This is a genomic window from Mycobacterium sp. IS-1264 (assembly GCF_001954195.1).
Lineage (GTDB): Bacteria > Actinomycetota > Actinomycetes > Mycobacteriales > Mycobacteriaceae > Mycobacterium.
Genome location: NZ_MBES01000007.1, coordinates 23,339 through 40,392 on the forward strand (window position 1 = coordinate 23,339; position 17,054 = coordinate 40,392).

The window sequence follows — 17,054 nt, forward strand, 5'->3', positions numbered from 1 at the left end:
GATGAGGTTGTTGCCCAAGATTTCCGACCGCGGGTCCTCCCGGGCGATGCAGGACCGACTGGTGTGGCAGGCGGCCTCGCTGCTGCTGGCCTACCCCGACGACGGACAGGCGCAACGGCTCGACACCGTGGGCGAGCTGCGGGACCACATCACCGGGCCCGCCGCAACGATGCTCGAACGGACGCTTCTCGCGCTGCGCGCCCGCGACCCGATGACCGCCGCGGCGGATTATGTCGAGACGTTCGACTTGCGCCGTCGCGCCACGATGTACCTGACCTACTGGACCGCCGGCGATACCCGTAACCGCGGCCGGGAGATGCTGGTGTTCGCCAGCGCTTACCGGGACGCGGGTGTCGAGCCGCCGCGCAAGGAGGCCCCGGATCACCTGCCCGTTGTATTGGAATTCGCCGCGACCGTCGATCCCGAGGCCGGTCGGCGGCTGCTCACCGAGCACCGGGTCCCCATCGACGTACTGCACGGGGCGCTGGCGCAAGCCGAGTCGCCGTACCGCCACGCCGTGGCGGCGGTTTGCGAAACACTGCCGGGCGCAACCGATCAGGAGGCGCGCCGAGCGGAACGGCTGGCTCGCCATCTTTTAGAGGCCGGACCTCCCACGGAAGCCGTTGGGCTGCAACCGTTTACCCTGACGGTCCCGCCGAAGCGCACCGAAAGAGGGTGACCGTGGTTCACATGAAATTGGTCGAGATCTTCTGGGACGATGTGCCTTACGTCGCGCTGTCGGTGGCGGCGGTCGGCACCTGGTGGCGGTATCGCTACGACAAGTTCGGGTGGACCACACGTTCGTCGCAGCTTTACGAGTCGAAGTTGTTGTCGATCGGCAGCCCGCTGTTCCATTTCGGCAGCCTGCTGGTCATCATGGGCCACGTCATGGGGCTGTTCATTCCGGAATCGTGGACCCGCGCGATCGGGATCAGTGATCACATCTATCACCTGCAGGCGTTGCTGCTCGGTGTGCCCGCCGGCTTTGCCACCCTGATCGGCATCGGGTTGCTGATCTACCGGCGGCGCAGGCACGGGGCGGTGTTCTTGGCCACCACCCGCAACGACAAGCTGATGTATCTGGTGCTGGTGTGCGCGCTGGTGGCGGGGCTGTGCTGCACCCTGGCCGGTGCCACGCACTTCGGCGAGCTGCACGACTACCGGCAGAAGGTGTCGGTCTGGTTCCGGTCGATCTGGATCCTCGATCCGCGCGGGGATCTGATGGCGCACGCGGCGTTCTACTACCAAATTCACGTGTTCATCGCGCTGGCGCTGTTTGCCCTGTGGCCGTTCACCCGCCTGGTGCACGCGTTCAGTGCGCCGGTCGCCTACCTGTTCCGCCCCTACATCGTGTACCGCACCCGGGAAGTGGCCGACAAAGAACTGATCAGCGCGGCACCGCGCCGCCGCGGCTGGTAACCGCCCATCCTGGGCTTGGGGTGTGCGGCTACGGCGACGCCACCGCACACTCACCGCCGTCACCGCACACTCGACGCCACAGGGCGGTCCGGCATCCGCCAGTTCGCTATCTGAGGTCCCCGCTGCCAGAATCACCGACGTGCCATTTCGCAATGTCGCCATCGTCGCCCACGTGGACCACGGCAAAACCACGCTGGTCGACGCGATGCTGCGGCAGTCCGGCGCGTTGCACGAACGGGGCGAAGTGCAGGAACGCGTGATGGACACCGGCGACCTGGAACGGGAAAAGGGCATCACCATCCTGGCCAAGAACACCGCCGTGCACCGCCACGACCCGGATGGGACCGTCACGGTGATCAACGTGATCGACACCCCGGGCCACGCCGATTTCGGCGGTGAGGTGGAGCGCGGACTGTCCATGGTGGACGGGGTGCTGTTGCTGGTCGACGCGTCCGAGGGCCCGCTGCCGCAAACCCGGTTCGTACTGCGCAAGGCGCTAGCCGCCCACCTCCCGGTGATTCTCGTGGTGAACAAGACGGACCGGCCCGATGCGCGCATCGACGAGGTCGTCGAGGCCAGCCACGACCTGTTGCTCGATGTCGCCTCGGATCTCGACGACGAGGCCGCCGCGGCCGCCGAGCACGCCCTGGGTTTGCCGACGCTGTATGCGTCCGGGCGCGCCGGGGTGGCCAGCACCACGCAGCCACCCGACGGCCAGGTTCCCGACGGGTCGAACCTGGACCCGCTGTTCGAGGTCCTGGAAAAGTACGTGCCGGAGCCCAAGGGCGACCCGGACGCGCCGCTGCAAGCCCTGGTGACCAACCTCGACGCGTCGAGCTTCCTGGGCCGGCTGGCGCTGATCCGCATCTACAACGGGCGCATCCGCAAGGGCCAGCAGGTCGCGTGGATCCGCGAAGTGGACGGCCAGGAGACCACGGCAACCGCGAAGATCACCGAGCTGCTGGCCACCGAGGGCGTCGAACGCCGCCCGACCGACGAGGCCATCGCGGGCGATATTGTCGCCGTCGCCGGCCTGCCGGAGATCATGATCGGCGACACGCTCGCCGACTTAACGAATCCCGTTGCACTGCCGCGGATTACGGTCGACGAGCCGGCGATCTCGGTGACCATCGGAACCAACACCTCGCCGCTGGCCGGCAAGGTCTCCGGGCACAAACTGACCGCGCGCATGGTGCGTAACCGGCTGGACGCCGAATTGGTGGGCAACGTGTCGATCCGCGTGGTCGACATCGGCGTGCCCGACGCGTGGGAGGTGCAGGGGCGCGGCGAGCTGGCCCTGGCCGTGCTGGTCGAACAGATGCGCCGCGAGGGCTTCGAACTGACGGTGGGCAAGCCCCAGGTGGTCACCAAGACCATCGACAGCAAGCTGCACGAGCCGTTCGAGGCCATGACCGTCGACTGCCCGGAGGAATACGTCGGGGCGGTCACGCAGCTGATGGCCGCGCGCAAGGGCCGCATGGTGGAGATGGCCAACCACACCACCGGCTGGGTCCGCATGGATTTCGTCGTTCCCAGCCGCGGCCTGATCGGCTGGCGCACCGACTTCCTGACCGAGACCCGCGGCACCGGCGTCGGCCATGCGGTGTTCGACGGGTACCGGCCGTGGGCGGGGGAGATCCGGGCCCGGCACACGGGGTCGCTGGTGTCCGATCGTTCCGGCACCATCACGCCGTTCGCGCTATTGCAGCTGGCCGATCGCGGGCAGTTCTTCGTCGAACCCGGGCAGGACACCTACGAAGGCATGGTCGTCGGAATCAACCCGCGCCCAGAGGATCTCGACATCAACGTCACCCGCGAGAAGAAGCTCACCAACATGCGGTCGTCGACCGCCGACGTCATCGAGACGTTGGCCAAGCCGCTTGAGCTCGATCTCGAGCGGGCCATGGAATTCTGCGCACCCGACGAATGCGTCGAGGTGACTCCCGAGGTGGTGCGAGTGCGAAAGGTCGAGCTGGACGCCACCTCCCGGGCCCGCGGCCGGGCGCGGGCGAAGGCCAGGGGTTAGGCCGGTCGTGGTCGGGCGCGTTGCTGGGCGGGTGCTCGATACCCTGATGGGCGTGCCGAGACGCCCCCGCCGTTTCTTCGCGAAGCTCGGCTTCTCGATGGTCGCCGTGGTCTCGCTGGCCGGGTTGGCGCTGGCGGCGTGCACGGTCAGCCCGCCGCCGGCGCCGCAAAGCACTGATACGCCGCACAACTCGGCACCGCCGCCGCAGCGGCCCACCCAGATCATCATGGGAATCGACTCGATCGGTGCCGGGTTCAACCCGCATCTGCTGTCCGATCTGTCCCCGGTGAACGCGGCGATCAGCTCGCTGGTGCTGCCCAGCGCATTTCGGCCGGTGCCCGATCCCGGGACGCCGACGGGTTCGCGCTGGGAGATGGATCCCACGCTGTTGGTCTCGGCGGAGGTGACCAGCCAGAACCCGTTCACGGTGACCTACAAGATCCGGCCCGAGGCGCAATGGACCGACAACGCCCCGATCGCCGCCGACGACTTCTGGTACCTCTGGCATCAGATGGTCAGTCAGCCCGGCGTCGTCGATCCCGCCGGCTACGACCTCATCACCGGCGTGCAGTCGCTCGAGGGCGGCAAGCAGGCGGTGGTGACCTTCGCGCAGCCCTACCCGGCGTGGAAGGAGCTGTTCAGCGACATCCTGCCGGCGCACATCGTCAAGGATGTGCCGGGCGGTTTCGCGGCCGGGCTGGCGCGGGCGCTGCCGGTCACCGGCGGGCAGTTCCGCGTCGAGAACATCGATCCGCAGCGCGACGAAATCCTGATCGCCCGCAACGACCGCTACTGGGGGCCGCCGGCCAAGCCGGCGCTGATCCTGTTCCGCCGCGCCGGGGCGCCGGCGGCGCTGGCCGACTCGGTGCGCAACGGCGATACTCAGGTGGCCCAGGTGCACGGCGGGTCCGCGGCCTTCGCGCAGTTGTCCGCCATCCCCGATGTGCGGACGGCGCGGATCGTCACACCGCGGGTCATGCAGCTCACGCTGCGCGCCAACGAGCCCAAGCTGTCCGACACCCAGGTCCGCAAGGCGATCTTGGGGCTGCTCGACGTCGACCTGCTCGCCGCGGTCGGCGCAGGCAGTGACAACACCGTCACGCTGGCGCAGGCCCAGATCCGTTCGCCCAGCGATCCGGGCTACGAGCCGACCGCGCCTCCCGCGATGACGACGCCGGCGGCGCTGGCGTTGCTAACGGCGTCGGGATACCAAATCGAGAGCAGCACCTCGGCGTCGCCGGTACCGCCGCCGCCCAGCGCGACGCCGCCGGTGAGCACCGGGCCACCGGAAGTCATTCGGGGGCGGATCAGTAAGGACGGCCAGCAGCTGTCGCTCGTCATCGGGGTGGCCGCGAACGACCCGACCGCGGTCGCGGTGGCCAACACCGCCGCCGACCAGCTGCGCAACGTCGGGATCGCCGCGACGGTGCTGGCGCTGGACCCGGTGACGCTTTATCGCGACGCGCTGAACAACCACCAGGTCGACGCGATCGTCGGATGGCACCAAGCGGGCGGAAACCTGGCGACCCTGCTGGCCTCGCGCTATGGCTGCCCCGCGCTGCAGTCGACGACGGTGCCTACCGCCAACACGCCGACCAATGCCGCCTCCACCGGTCCCTCCGGCCCTGCCGGGCCCACGCCGCCCACGGGGCCGAGCCCCACCGCCACGACGCCGACGTCGACCCCACCCAGTCGCGCACCCGATCCCGGCGCGCTGGTGCAGGCGCCGTCGAACCTGACCGGGATCTGCGATCGCAGCATCCAGTCGAACATCGACGCCGCCCTCAACGGCACCAAGAGCATCAACGACGTGATCACCGCGGTCGAACCGCGGCTGTGGAACATGTCGACCGTGTTGCCGATCCTGCAGGACACGACGATCGTCGCGGCCGGACCGAGCGTGCGGAACGTCAGCCTGTCGGGCGCGGTACCGGTCGGCATCGTCGGCGACGCCGGCCAATGGATCAAAACCGGGCCGTGACGGCCCTCTAGTCGACGGCTGCCGCCGGTGCCCGCGCCGGGATCACGGTGTCGACGATGAGTGCCAGCTCCCGCCGATTCGGCGGTTCCCCGGTGAGCAGGAAGTGTTGGTTGATCAACGCCGGTCCGATCCGCGCGGTCAGCGGGGTGATCGTGGCCGGGTCGATGTCGCCGGAGTCGACGGCGGCTTGCAGGATCGATTCGATGATTTTCAGTCGCGGGCTCACCACGGCATCGGCGAAGATCGCCCGCATCTCGGGTTCGTGGAGCAGCTGCTGGACGACATAAAGGCCCGGAAAGTCGGTCTTGCCGGCCAGCATGTCGCGGTGAGAGGTGAACATCGCCAGCAGGTTGTCTCTGGCCGGGCGGCCCGATCGCGGCTCGGGGACCGGCGGCAACGCGAAAACCAGCGCGGCGTGTACCAGCTCGCACTTGGTTGCCCAGCGACGGTACAGCGCCGCTTTGCCGGTGTGGGCGCGCGCCGCTATCCCTTCCATCGTCAGGCCGCCGTATCCGACTTCGGTCAGTTCGGCCAACGTGGCCTCGTAGAGGGCACGTTCCAGGACTTCGCCCCGACGGCGGCTGCGGCTGCCGTTGCGGGCTGGTGTGAGCTGGGCCATTCCTCGATAGTAGCCGTCGGCGTTCCTATTCATCGCGCGGCGGGTAGGGTGCGTCCATGCCTGAGACCCCGCGGCTGCTTTTCGTCCACGCGCATCCCGACGACGAGAGCCTCAGCAACGGGGCCACCATCGCCCACTACACCGCCCGCGGCGCACAGGTAAGCGTCGTCACCTGCACGCTCGGCGAGGAGGGCGAGGTCATCGGCGACCGCTGGGCCCGGCTCGCCGTCGACCACGCGGACCAACTCGGCGGGTACCGAATCGGTGAGCTAACCGCCGCGCTGCGCGAGCTCGGCGTCGGCGAGCCGGTCTATCTCGGCGGTGCGGGCCGCTGGCGCGACTCCGGGATGGCCGGCACGGCAAAGCGGCGACGGCAGCGGTTCATCGACGCCGACGAGCGCGAAGCGGTCGGGGCGCTGGTCGCGATCATTCGCGCGCAGCGCCCCCACGTCGTGGTGACATACGACCCCAACGGCGGCTACGGGCATCCCGACCACATCCGCACCCACATGGTCACCGCGGCCGCCGTCGCATCTGCCGGCCCCAAGGCCGGGACCGGCGACTACCCCGGCGAGCCATGGACGGTCCCGAAGTTCTACTGGGCGGTCATCGCGGCGAGCGCATTCGTGGCGGGATGGCGCGCCCTGCAGCCCGATGATCTGCTGCCGGGGTGGACGATCCCGCCCGCGGAAGAGTTCGACTTCGGATATGCGGATTCCGACATCGACGCCGTGGTGGAAGCCGGCCCGGACGCCCTCGCGGCCAAGTCGGCCGCGCTCGCCGCGCACGCCACCCAGGTGGTCGTCGGCCCGACCGGCCGGGTGTGCGCCCTGTCGAACAACATGGCGCTGCCGATACTGGCGCACGAGCATTACGTGCTCGCCGCGGGATCCGCGGGGGATCGCGATGAGCGCGGCTGGGAGACGGATCTGCTCGCGGGACTGGGTTTCAACGGATTCGGCACGCGGTAGGCTGCCAACCAGGCAGCCACGGAAGGAATTCGCATGGACCCCGACCTGGACCCTAACCTGCAGCACTGGCAGGACCGCCTGGACAGCCTGCAGTGGGTACTCGGCTCCATCCTCTCCAATATCGACAGCGTCCCGACCTGACCGAAACCAAGCCGCGCGCCGCGTCTGTTGAGGACAGCGGCACGACAGACCCCGCTATTCGCGTCGTTGTCCTGGCGCTGTTGGCTGTCGACGGGGTGTTGTCCGCGCTAGCCGGGGCCCTGCTGCTGCCGTTCTATATCGGCACGGTCCCCTTTCCCATCAGCGGTTTGATCAGTGGATTGGTCAACGCCGCCCTGGTCTGGGCCGCTGGGCGCTGGACGAGTTCGCCACGGGTGGCCGCGTTGCCGCTGTGGACCTGGCTGCTCACGGTGGCGGCGATCAGCATGGGCGGTCCCGCCGACGACATCATCCTGGGCGGCAAGGGGCTGATGGCATACGGGGCGTTGATCCTAATCGTGCTGGGCGTGGTGCCACCGGTATGGGTGCTGTGGCGCTACAGCGTGCACCGCTGAGGGTCGTCGAGATGGCCGGGAATGCGAGCGCGGGCCGGGCGGCGCCTGGCGCTACTGTTGCGCAAAGGGCACCCGCCATGGTTGCCAGGCTTCCAAAATGTTGGGACGCGCGGATGAAATTCGATCGTGGGGAAGTTACACAAACGTGCCACTGACACCGGTGCCTCCGGAGCCCACCGCTCTGCCTAGCCCCGTCATTCCGCCCAAGGCCAATCGGTCGGCGCTGCGGCGGGTGTTGCGGCGGGCCCGGGACGGGGTCGCGCTGAACATCGACGAGGCGGCCCTCGCGATGACCGCCCGCGGAGCGGACCTGGCCGACTTGTGCGCCAGCGCGGCGCGGGTGCGTGACGCGGGCCTGGAGTCGGCCGGTCGGCGTGGCCCGGGCGGCCGGTTGCCGATCACCTATTCGCGGAAGGTCTTCATCCCGGTCACTCACCTGTGCCGGGACAGCTGCCACTACTGCACGTTTGTCACGGTGCCCGGCAGGCTGCGTGCCCAGGGCGCCGGCATGTACATGGAGCCCGACGAGATCCTCGACGTTGCCCGCCGCGGGGCCGAACTCGGTTGCAAGGAAGCGCTATTCACACTGGGCGACCGGCCCGAGGAACGTTGGCCGGAGGCCCGCGACTGGCTCGGTGAGCGGGGCTACGACTCCACACTGTCCTACTTGCGGGCGATGGCGATCCGGGTGCTGGAGGAGACCGGGCTGCTGCCGCACCTGAATCCCGGGGTGATGAGCTGGTCGGAGATGTCGCGGCTGAAGCCGGTGGCGCCGTCGATGGGCATGATGCTCGAGACGACGTCGCGACGGCTGTTCGAGACGAAAGGGCTTGCGCACTACGGCAGCCCGGACAAAGACCCGGCGGTTCGGTTGCGCACGTTGACCGATGCGGGCCGGCTGTCCATCCCGTTCACCACCGGACTGCTGGTGGGGATCGGGGAGACGCTGCCCGAACGGGCCGACACCTTGCACGCGATTCGCAAGTCGCACAAGGAGTTCGGGCACGTCCAGGAAGTGATCGTGCAGAATTTCCGGGCCAAGGAACACACCGCGATGGCCGGCTTCCCCGACGCCGGGATCGAGGACTACCTGGCAACGGTGGCGGTCGCGCGATTGGTGTTGGGTCCCGGCATGCGCATCCAGGCGCCGCCCAATCTGGTGTCGCGCGAGGAGTGCCTGGCACTGGTGGCCGCCGGGGTCGACGACTGGGGCGGGGTGTCGCCGTTGACGCCCGACCACGTCAACCCGGAACGGCCCTGGCCCGCTTTGGACGAGCTGGCCGCCGTCACCGCCGAAGCCGGATACGAGTTGATGCAGCGGTTGACCGCGCAGCCGAAATACGTACAGGCGGGCGCCGCGTGGATCGACCCACGGGTGCGGGGACACGTTGTGGCACTGGCCGATCCGGCGACCGGTTTGGCCCGCGACGTCAACCCGGTCGGCATGCCCTGGCAGGAGCCCGACGACGTGGAGTCCTCCGGCCGGGTCGACCTCAATGCGGCGATCGACTCCGAGGGACGCAACACCGAGGCGCGCAGCGATCTCGATAGCGCCTTCGGCGATTGGGAATCGATCCGTGCACACGTGCACGAGCTCGCCGCGCACGCGCCCGAACGCATCGACACCGATGTCCTTGCGGCGTTGCGATCGGCCGAACGCGATCCCGCCGGCTGCACCGACGAGGAGTACCTGGCGTTGGCGACAGCCGACGGTGCCGCGCTGGAAGCGGTTGCCGCACTGGCCGATTCGCTACGTCGTGACGTGGTTGGTGACGACGTGACGTTCGTGGTGAATCGCAACATCAATTTCACCAACATCTGCTACACCGGCTGCCGATTCTGCGCGTTCGCGCAGCGCAAGGGTGACGCCGACGCGTACTCGTTGTCCACCGACGAGGTCGCCGACCGCGCCTGGGAGGCGCACGTCGAGGGCGCCACCGAGGTCTGCATGCAGGGCGGGATCGACCCCGAGCTGCCGGTCACCGGCTACGCCGACCTGGTCCGCGCCGTCAAGGCCCGCGTCCCGTCGATGCACGTGCACGCGTTCTCCCCGATGGAGATCGCCAACGGCGTGACCAAGAGCGGGTTGAGCGTCCGCGAGTGGCTGATCAGCCTGCGGGAGGCCGGGCTGGACACCATCCCCGGCACCGCCGCCGAGATCCTGGACGACGAGGTGCGCTGGGTGCTCACCAAGGGCAAGCTGCCGACGTCGATGTGGATCGAGATCGTGACCACCGCGCACGAGGTGGGCCTGCGGTCGTCGTCGACGATGATGTACGGGCACGTCGACAGTCCCCGGCACTGGGTCGGACACCTCAACGTGTTGCGCGAAATCCAGGACCGCACCGGCGGTTTCACCGAGTTCGTGCCGCTGCCGTTCGTGCACCAGAGTTCGCCGTTGTATCTCGCCGGCGCCGCCCGTCCCGGCCCCACCCATCGCGACAACCGGGCGGTACACGCGCTGGCGCGGATCATGTTGCACGGCCGCATTTCTCACATTCAGACCAGCTGGGTCAAGCTCGGTGTCGCGCGCACGCAGGTGATGCTCAACGGCGGCGCCAACGACCTGGGCGGCACGCTGATGGAGGAGACCATCTCGCGGATGGCCGGCTCGGAGCACGGGTCGGCGAAAACGGTGGCCGAACTGACCGCGATCGCCGAGGGCATCGGCCGCCCCGCCCGCCAGCGCACCACCACCTATTCGCCGCTCGCCGCGTAGGTGTCGGAGGCAGCGGGTATACCCGAGGCCGTGAAACGACAGATCGATACCGACCGATTTCCCGAATGGCAGCCCTTCGCGGACGCCGTGCAGCAGCGCCGCCCGGATACCGGGACCTGGTGTGAAGCCTGGACGGTACGCGACATCGTGGCCCATCAAGCCGGGAACGCTGAGGAGCTCGCCCGGGTGCTGGGCGCACACCTGGAAGGCGAACCCGTCGGCACCCGCAGTTTCGAAGAACGGGAAGGCCCCCTGCGGGCGCTCAACGATGCCGACCTGTGGGATGCCCTGCTCGATCGCATGGCCACCCTGAACGAGGTGGCTGTCGCCGCCGAGGGCGTTCCCGCCGACACCGATGTCGCCTGGACCGGACGCACCATGAAGGTGCCCTGGTTCGCCGAGCACATGCGCGAAGAACTCGTCCTGCACGGCTGGGACATCACCGGCGACTGCGACAAGAGCGTCGCCTTCCAGACCGCGCTAGCGGAGCCGTGGATGACGACGCACAGCGTCGTCGCGGTGGGACGCCCGCTGCTTGCCAAGGGCGCCAAGGAAATCGGCTCGGGTGAGCGAATCGAGGCCCGGCTGCGAGTTCCCGAGACCGAGGACGTCGTCCTCAGCGCGGACGCGGACCACACCACGGTCGGATTCGCCGACGCGGTGGGTCCGGCCACACTCGAAACCGATGCCGCAGCACGGGTTTTGCTCCTGTGGGGCCGCCGACCCGGCGACCCGTCCAGGATCTGCAGCCGCGTCGGCGCGGAAACCTTGGGTCGCGTGCGCCGACTACTCAGCGGCTACTGAACTACCTGAGCCGGTCGGCTCAGTAGTTGTTGCAGACGCCGGCGACGTTCTCGATGGTGCCCATGAACTGGGCGGCCTGCGGCATCGCCCGGATCTGCGCGGCCATCTGCTGGCGCTTCGGCGGCGGCGCGGCGAGGAACTGCCGCAAGTAGTTCTGCGCCACCGGCGATGAGTTCAATTGCGCGGCAGTTGCCGGATCGGTGGCGTTAAGCGCCGCCATCACCTGCCCGTAGTTGCAGGTCGTGTCGACGATCGGATCCGCGGACGCGACCCCGGTGGCAGCGCTCAGCGCCACTGCCACGCCGCCAACTGCGGCTGCCAACTTCCCCAACGACAGCGTCATCATTTATCGGACACCTTCCCCAGTTATGCACCGCTGTTGACGGCGACGACATCTCTGCCCAGCGGTTTGCCGTCCTCTGCGAGGCTACCAGGCGCCGTGGGCGTTCCCTTTCGCGTGACTATTCGTACGCCGCCGCCCGAATGTAACTATCAGCAGGTCATCGGCTTGGCGGCGTGCGTCGTCGCCGGTGAACGCTATACCAACTCACAGCTTTGACCCCGCGACTTGGGCACGGACCGCGGTCATGCTTTGCTATGGCGACTAGGTTTATAGAACGCCAGTCCTCCAGTGCGTGCCGGGTAGTTGACGTGTATGTGCAACGTCTAGTATCAGTAACCGAAAGCTTTGCATTTTGCGGGGCCTGGAGCACCGCGGCGAGGCAAACGGCAGCCCACACCGAGCAGTACATGGAGGAGACCTTGAGGAGACGTCCGTGACGTACACGATCGCCGAGCCTTGCGTCGACATCAAGGACAAGGCATGCATCGAGGAGTGCCCCGTCGATTGCATCTACGAGGGCGCTCGGATGCTCTACATCCACCCTGACGAGTGCGTCGACTGTGGGGCCTGTGAACCGGTCTGCCCTGTCGAAGCGATCTACTACGAAGACGACGTGCCCGAGCAATGGAGCCAGTACACGCAGATCAACGCAGACTTCTTCGTTGAGCTGGGCTCCCCGGGTGGCGCGGCCAAGGTCGGCATGACCGAGAACGACCCGCAGGTGGTCAAGGATCTGGCGCCGCAGGGCGAAGGCGACTGAGCGGGCCGGTGCCGCGTAAGCCCGGGATGGCCCGGCTTGTTTCGGCGTCCCTGCCGGAATTTCCCTGGGACACCTTGGCCGACGCCAAGGCGCTGGCCGGGGACCATCCCGACGGCATCGTCGACCTGTCGGTCGGCACGCCGGTCGACCCGGTCGCCACGGTGATCCGGGAGGCGCTGGCGGCCGCCCGCGCGGCGCCGGGGTACCCGGCAACGGCCGGCACCGCGCGGCTGCGGGAATCCGCGGTCGCCGCGCTTGACCGCCGCTTCGGCATTACCGGGCTGGGCGAGTCGGCGGTGCTGCCCGTGATCGGGACCAAAGAGCTCATCGCCTGGCTGCCAACACTGTTGGGTCTGGGCGCCGCCGACGTGGTCGTGGTGCCGGAGCTGGCCTACCCCACCTATGAGGTCGGCGCCCGCCTGGCCGGGGCGCAAGTGCTGCGTGCGGACTCGCTGACCCAACTCGGCCCGCAGTCACCGGCGTTGTTCTACCTCAATTCGCCGAGCAACCCGACCGGGCGCGTGCTCGGCCTCGACCACCTGCGCAAGGTGGTCGGATGGGCGCGCGAGCGGGGCGTTGTCGTGGCTTCCGACGAGTGTTACCTGGGCTTGGGCTGGGACGCCGAACCGCTATCGGTGCTGCACCCGTCGGTCTGCGACGGCGACCACACCGGGCTGCTGGCGGTGCATTCGCTCTCCAAGAGCTCGTCGCTGGCCGGCTATCGGGCGGGTTTCGTCGCGGGGGATCCGGGGCTCGTCGCCGAGCTCCTGGCGGTGCGCAAGCACGCCGGGATGATGGTGCCGACGCCGGTGCAGGCCGCGATGACGGCCGCGCTGGATGACGACGTCCACGACAAGCTGCAGCGTGAGCGATACGCCCGCCGGCGGGCCGCGCTGGCGCCGGCGCTGCGCTCGGCCGGTTTTGTTGTCGACTTTTCCGAAGGCGGCCTGTACCTGTGGGCCACCCGCGGCGAGCCCTGCCGGGACAGCGTCGCGTGGTTCGCGCAGCGCGGCATCCTCGTCGCACCCGGCGAGTTCTACGGCCCGGGCGGTGCGCGGCACGTGCGCGTCGCGCTGACCGCCACCGACGAGCGCATCGCGGCCGCGGTGGGCCGGCTCACCGCGCCGGCTGAGGCCTGATCGCCGCCCGGCCACGAATATGGCCGGTCCGCCTGCCGCGCGGCCGGGGCGGGCGGCAGAATGCATCGCAGGCGCTCCGACCTCGGGTAAGGATGTGGTTGTGACAACTTCGGCCGGCAAGCTGCGGATCCCGGTGTCAATAGGGGACCTGGCCAAGCGTGTCTTTCTGGGCAAGCCGCTGATCACCGAGGAGTTGGCATCCGAGAAGCTATCGAATCCGGTTGCGCTGGGGGCGCTTTCGCCCGACGCGATCTCGTCGACCGCTTACGGGCCCGAGCAGATCCTGATCGAACTGCTGCCGCGTGCAGGGCTGGCGGCGTTTGTGTTGTTGCTTCCCATCACCGGCGTCATCTTGCTGATTCTGGTGTTGGTTGCCGCGTCGTATCGGCAGGTCGTCATGGCCTATACCCGAGCCGGTGGTTCCTACATCGTGGCGCGGGAGAACTTCGGGCCGCGGGTGGCGCAGGTCGCCGCCGCGGCTCTGTTGATCGACTATGTGGTCACCGTGGCGGTGCAATCCGCAGCCGGGACGGTGGCGGTGGTATCGGCGATCCCCGTCTTGGGTCCGCACAGCCTGCAAATCACGGTCGCGGTCGTGCTGGTCATCTGCTACCTGAACCTGCGCGGACTGAGGGAGGCGGGCTGGCAGTTCGCATTCGCGACCTACTTCTTCGTCGTCATGATCGGCCTGATGATCGTGGTCGGCATCCTTCGCGTGACATTCGGCGATCTACCGGTGTACGACCCCGCGCACCTGCCGGGCACGGTGCCAGTCCAGCAGGGTGGCGGATTGGTGATGGGCGCGACGGTTCTGACGTTGCTGCGCTCGTTCGCCAATGGAGGCTCGTCGCTGACGGGGGTCGAGGCAATCTCGAACACCGTCGATGTGTTTCGAAAGCCGCAGGGCCGCAACGCGCGTCGAGTGCTCACCGCGATGGCTACTATTCTCGGCTTCTTACTGGCCGGTGTCGCCTATCTCGCCTACGTCACGCATGCCACACCGTATGTCACCGAGTATCCGTCGGTCCTGTCGCAAATCGGCCGCGCGGTCTTCGGTCACGGTGTAATCGGTGACATCCTCTATATCCTCGTTCAGACATCCACCGCTGCCATCCTTTTCACGGGCGCAAACACCAGTTTCAACGGATTCCCTGCGCTGGCCAGCTTCGTCGCAGAAGATCGATTCCTGCCGCGCCAGCTGACGAAACGCGGCCACCGCCTGGTGTTTTCGAACGGAATCATCGCGTTGACGGCGCTCTCGGTAGCCTTGCTGATTATCACCGGGGGGTCGGTCAACGCGTTGGTCCCGTTCTACGCGATCGGCGTGTTCACCGGGTTCTCGATGGCCGGTTACGGAATGACCAAACATCATCTGACGCACCGGGAATCGGGTTGGCGACGGCGGCTGGCGATCAACCTATCCGCGGCGATCCTGTCGACCATCGTGGTCGGCATCTTCGCGGTCGCCAAGTTCACCGAGGGCGCGTGGTTGGTCGTCGTCGTCTTCCCGCTACTGGTGTTCGTGCTGATGCGACTCAACCGCGAATATCGTGCCGAGGCGGCCATTCTCGAGATGTTCCGTACCGACCGCCCGGAGTTGGTGAAGTACGCGCGGCACAAAGTTTTCGTGTTTGTGAACTCGGTCGACCTCGCGGTCATCGAAGCGCTGCGCTACGGCCGGGGGCTGCGCGCCGACGAGCTTGTCGCCGTGCACTTCATGGTCGATGAAGCCCACGCGCAGCTGATCCGAAAGCGTTGGGATCACTTCGAACTCGACACGCCACTGCGGGTGGTGGACTGCCCGGACCGGCGGATCACCCGTGCCGCGCAGATGCTGGTCGCCAAGGCGCGCGATGAGCAGCGGAACACCAATGTGACGGTGTTGCTGCCACGTCGCACGTATGCGCCGCTGCTGGGTCGGCTGCTGCACGACCGCACCGCTGACAAGGTCTCCCGCGCGGTCAGCCTGATCCCGGATGCCGCGGCGACGATCGTGCCATACGACGTGGAGTCGCGAATCCAGCAGGCATACCCCGACAACTTCGAGCAACGGATCGCGCGCGAGCTCGAGAAGGTGGAGGCCTGGGTTAACGAGGACGAAGAGGAGAACGTCGAAGCGTATGAACACCCCGACCCTGGGCCGTCGGTGATTACGGTGGCGGGACTGATCCCCGGCCAGCGCGCCACCTTCGAAGGACGGGTGAACCAGGTCGAGGACGTCAATGAAGGTAGGCGGACCCGGCGGCAGGTCGTCATCGGTGATAACACCGGCGAGATCAGCGTGACGTTCCGTCCAGGACATGGGGGCGCAGACATCCAGCCCGGGCAGTTGTTGCGGATTACCGGCAAGCCCAAGCAGACCGGCAACCGGCCCATGTCGTTGGTCGACCCGACATATCAGGTGATCGAGGACCCGGCGAAGGCCGGCAGGCCGGGCGATTCGGGGGAGTCCGGGGAACAGAAAGGACAGGCGTGAAGCGACTGGCAGCAGTGGTGGTCTCCGTGTTGGGCTTTGCGTTCACCGCCAATGGCTACCGGCCGCTGACCAAGCGGCCGTACGGCGCCATGTATGCGTTCGGCTACGGGGTGTTCGCGTCGGAACTTCCGATGCAATCGCTCGGCGTGCAGTTCGCCGCGCTGGCGTCAGTCTCGCGCGGACTGCCGCCGCGGGTACGCCGATTCAGCTGGCTGCTGTCGGCGCTGTCCTGGCTCGGGCTCCTGGGCCTGCGCCACGTCGGGCGCAATGCCAACGAGCCACTGACCGCCGCGCTCGATGCCGGCCTGGGCCCCGACCGTCGCACCGAGTCGGGCGATCTGTGGCGGCGGCCCGCGCCCGGCGGTGCGACCGCGAAGAAACCCGGTGTGGCCCGAATGTTGCGGATCTACCGCGACTACGCGCACGACGGCGACATCAGCTACGGGGAGTACGGCTCGCGCAATCATCTCGACATCTGGCGACGGCCCGACCTCGACCGCGACGGTCACGCCCCGGTCCTGCTGCAGGTCCCCGGCGGCGCCTGGGTGACCGGAAACAAACGGGGACAAGCACATCCGCTGATGAGCCATCTGGCCGAGCTCGGCTGGATCTGTGTCGCGATCAACTACCGGCTTAGCCCGCGCTCCACCTGGCCCGACCAGATCGTCGACGTCAAGCGTGCGATCGCGTGGACGAAAGAGCACATCGCCGCCTACGGCGGTGATCCGGAGTGGATCGCGATCACCGGTGGCTCGGCCGGCGGGCACCTGTCGTCGCTGGCCGCGCTGACGCCGAATGATCCGCGGTTCCAGCCGGGTTTCGAGGAGGCCGACACCCGGGTGCATGCGGCGGTGCCGTTCTACGGGGTCTACGACTTCACCCGAACCGACGACTCCATGCATCCGCTGATGGTGCCGATGGTGGCGAAGCAGGTATTCAAGCTGAGCCGGACGGAGATCGCCGAGCCCTTTCGCGTCGCCTCGCCGATCACCCATGTCAGCGCCGACGCGCCGCCGTTCTTCGTGCTGCACGGAACCAACGACTCGCTGATCCCGGTCGAACAGGCCCGCAGCTTTGTCACACGGCTCACCGAGGTCAGCCGCCAGCCGGTCGTCTACGCCGAATTGCCGTACGCACAGCACGCTTTCGACATCTTCGGGTCGGCCCGCGCGGCGCACGCCGCGGTGGCCGTCGAGCAGTTCCTCGCCGAGATCTACGCGAAGCGCGCGGTTTCCGTATAGGC

At 67.9% G+C, this 17,054-nt stretch carries 14 protein-coding genes; 12 read left to right on the forward strand and 2 right to left on the reverse strand.

Annotation, left to right across the window (positions count from 1 at the left end):
- Nucleotide 1: 1 nt before the first annotated feature.
- The 4 genes from narJ to A5744_RS01245 all read left to right on the forward strand — a co-directional run bounded on the left by narJ (nucleotide 2) and on the right by A5744_RS01245 (nucleotide 5,426).
- Nucleotides 2-679, forward strand: a complete 678-nt coding sequence (gene narJ, locus A5744_RS01230; protein ID WP_076057786.1) for a nitrate reductase molybdenum cofactor assembly chaperone — start codon at nucleotides 2-4, stop codon at nucleotides 677-679.
- A 2-nt stretch (nucleotides 680-681) separates the two neighbouring features.
- Nucleotides 682-1,419: a respiratory nitrate reductase subunit gamma gene (gene narI, locus A5744_RS01235; protein WP_139331193.1), complete on the forward strand. Its 738-nt coding sequence runs from the start codon at nucleotides 682-684 to the stop codon at nucleotides 1,417-1,419.
- A 139-nt stretch (nucleotides 1,420-1,558) separates the two neighbouring features.
- Complete coding sequence (gene typA / locus A5744_RS01240) at nucleotides 1,559-3,445, forward strand: translational GTPase TypA (protein ID WP_076057787.1); 1,887 nt, start codon at nucleotides 1,559-1,561, stop codon at nucleotides 3,443-3,445.
- A 46-nt stretch (nucleotides 3,446-3,491) separates the two neighbouring features.
- On the forward strand, nucleotides 3,492-5,426 hold the full coding sequence (locus tag A5744_RS01245) for an ABC transporter family substrate-binding protein (RefSeq protein WP_170874398.1): 1,935 nt from the start codon (nucleotides 3,492-3,494) through the stop codon (nucleotides 5,424-5,426).
- A 7-nt stretch (nucleotides 5,427-5,433) separates the two neighbouring features.
- On the opposite strand, the gene A5744_RS01250 is transcribed toward A5744_RS01245, so the two are convergent.
- Nucleotides 5,434-6,045, reverse strand: a complete 612-nt coding sequence (locus tag A5744_RS01250; RefSeq protein ID WP_076057789.1) for a TetR/AcrR family transcriptional regulator — start codon at nucleotides 6,043-6,045, stop codon at nucleotides 5,434-5,436.
- A gap of 56 nt (nucleotides 6,046-6,101) precedes the next feature.
- Here A5744_RS01250 and mshB point away from each other — a divergent pair, with 56 nt between their 5' ends.
- The 4 genes from mshB (at nucleotide 6,102) to A5744_RS01270 (ending at nucleotide 11,093) form a co-directional block, all read left to right on the forward strand.
- Nucleotides 6,102-7,016: an N-acetyl-1-D-myo-inositol-2-amino-2-deoxy-alpha-D-glucopyranoside deacetylase gene (gene mshB, locus A5744_RS01255; RefSeq protein ID WP_076057790.1), complete on the forward strand. Its 915-nt coding sequence runs from the start codon at nucleotides 6,102-6,104 to the stop codon at nucleotides 7,014-7,016.
- A gap of 92 nt (nucleotides 7,017-7,108) precedes the next feature.
- Nucleotides 7,109-7,570 carry a hypothetical protein gene (locus A5744_RS01260; RefSeq protein WP_076057791.1) on the forward strand — a complete coding sequence of 154 codons (462 nt, stop codon included), beginning with the start codon at nucleotides 7,109-7,111 and terminating at the stop codon, nucleotides 7,568-7,570.
- A 145-nt stretch (nucleotides 7,571-7,715) separates the two neighbouring features.
- Nucleotides 7,716-10,289, forward strand: coding sequence for a bifunctional FO biosynthesis protein CofGH (locus A5744_RS01265; RefSeq protein WP_139331194.1), 2,574 nt, complete (start codon nucleotides 7,716-7,718; stop codon nucleotides 10,287-10,289).
- A gap of 30 nt (nucleotides 10,290-10,319) precedes the next feature.
- On the forward strand, nucleotides 10,320-11,093 hold the full coding sequence (locus A5744_RS01270; RefSeq protein WP_076057821.1) for a maleylpyruvate isomerase N-terminal domain-containing protein: 774 nt from the start codon (nucleotides 10,320-10,322) through the stop codon (nucleotides 11,091-11,093).
- Between the two features lie 19 nt (nucleotides 11,094-11,112).
- Here the strand turns inward: A5744_RS01270 and A5744_RS01275 are convergent, their stop codons facing one another.
- Nucleotides 11,113-11,436, reverse strand: coding sequence for a hemophore-related protein (locus A5744_RS01275; protein ID WP_076057822.1), 324 nt, complete (start codon nucleotides 11,434-11,436; stop codon nucleotides 11,113-11,115).
- 433 nt (nucleotides 11,437-11,869) lie between these two features.
- Here A5744_RS01275 and fdxA point away from each other — a divergent pair, with 433 nt between their 5' ends.
- The 4 genes from fdxA to A5744_RS01295 all read left to right on the forward strand — a co-directional run bounded on the left by fdxA (nucleotide 11,870) and on the right by A5744_RS01295 (nucleotide 17,052).
- Nucleotides 11,870-12,196, forward strand: a complete 327-nt coding sequence (fdxA, locus tag A5744_RS01280) for a ferredoxin (protein ID WP_076057793.1) — start codon at nucleotides 11,870-11,872, stop codon at nucleotides 12,194-12,196.
- A 26-nt stretch (nucleotides 12,197-12,222) separates the two neighbouring features.
- On the forward strand, nucleotides 12,223-13,335 hold the full coding sequence (gene dapC / locus A5744_RS01285; RefSeq protein ID WP_076057794.1) for a succinyldiaminopimelate transaminase: 1,113 nt from the start codon (nucleotides 12,223-12,225) through the stop codon (nucleotides 13,333-13,335).
- Nucleotides 13,336-13,435: 100 nt separating this feature from the next.
- A complete protein-coding gene (locus A5744_RS01290; RefSeq protein ID WP_076057823.1) occupies nucleotides 13,436-15,811 on the forward strand; it encodes an APC family permease in 2,376 nt (791 codons plus the stop codon).
- Nucleotides 15,808-17,052 (forward strand): alpha/beta hydrolase, encoded by a 1,245-nt coding sequence (locus tag A5744_RS01295; protein ID WP_076057795.1) that lies wholly within the window; start codon nucleotides 15,808-15,810, stop codon nucleotides 17,050-17,052. The genes A5744_RS01290 and A5744_RS01295 overlap by 4 nt, the downstream gene beginning before the upstream one ends.
- Nucleotides 17,053-17,054: the final 2 nt, after the last annotated feature.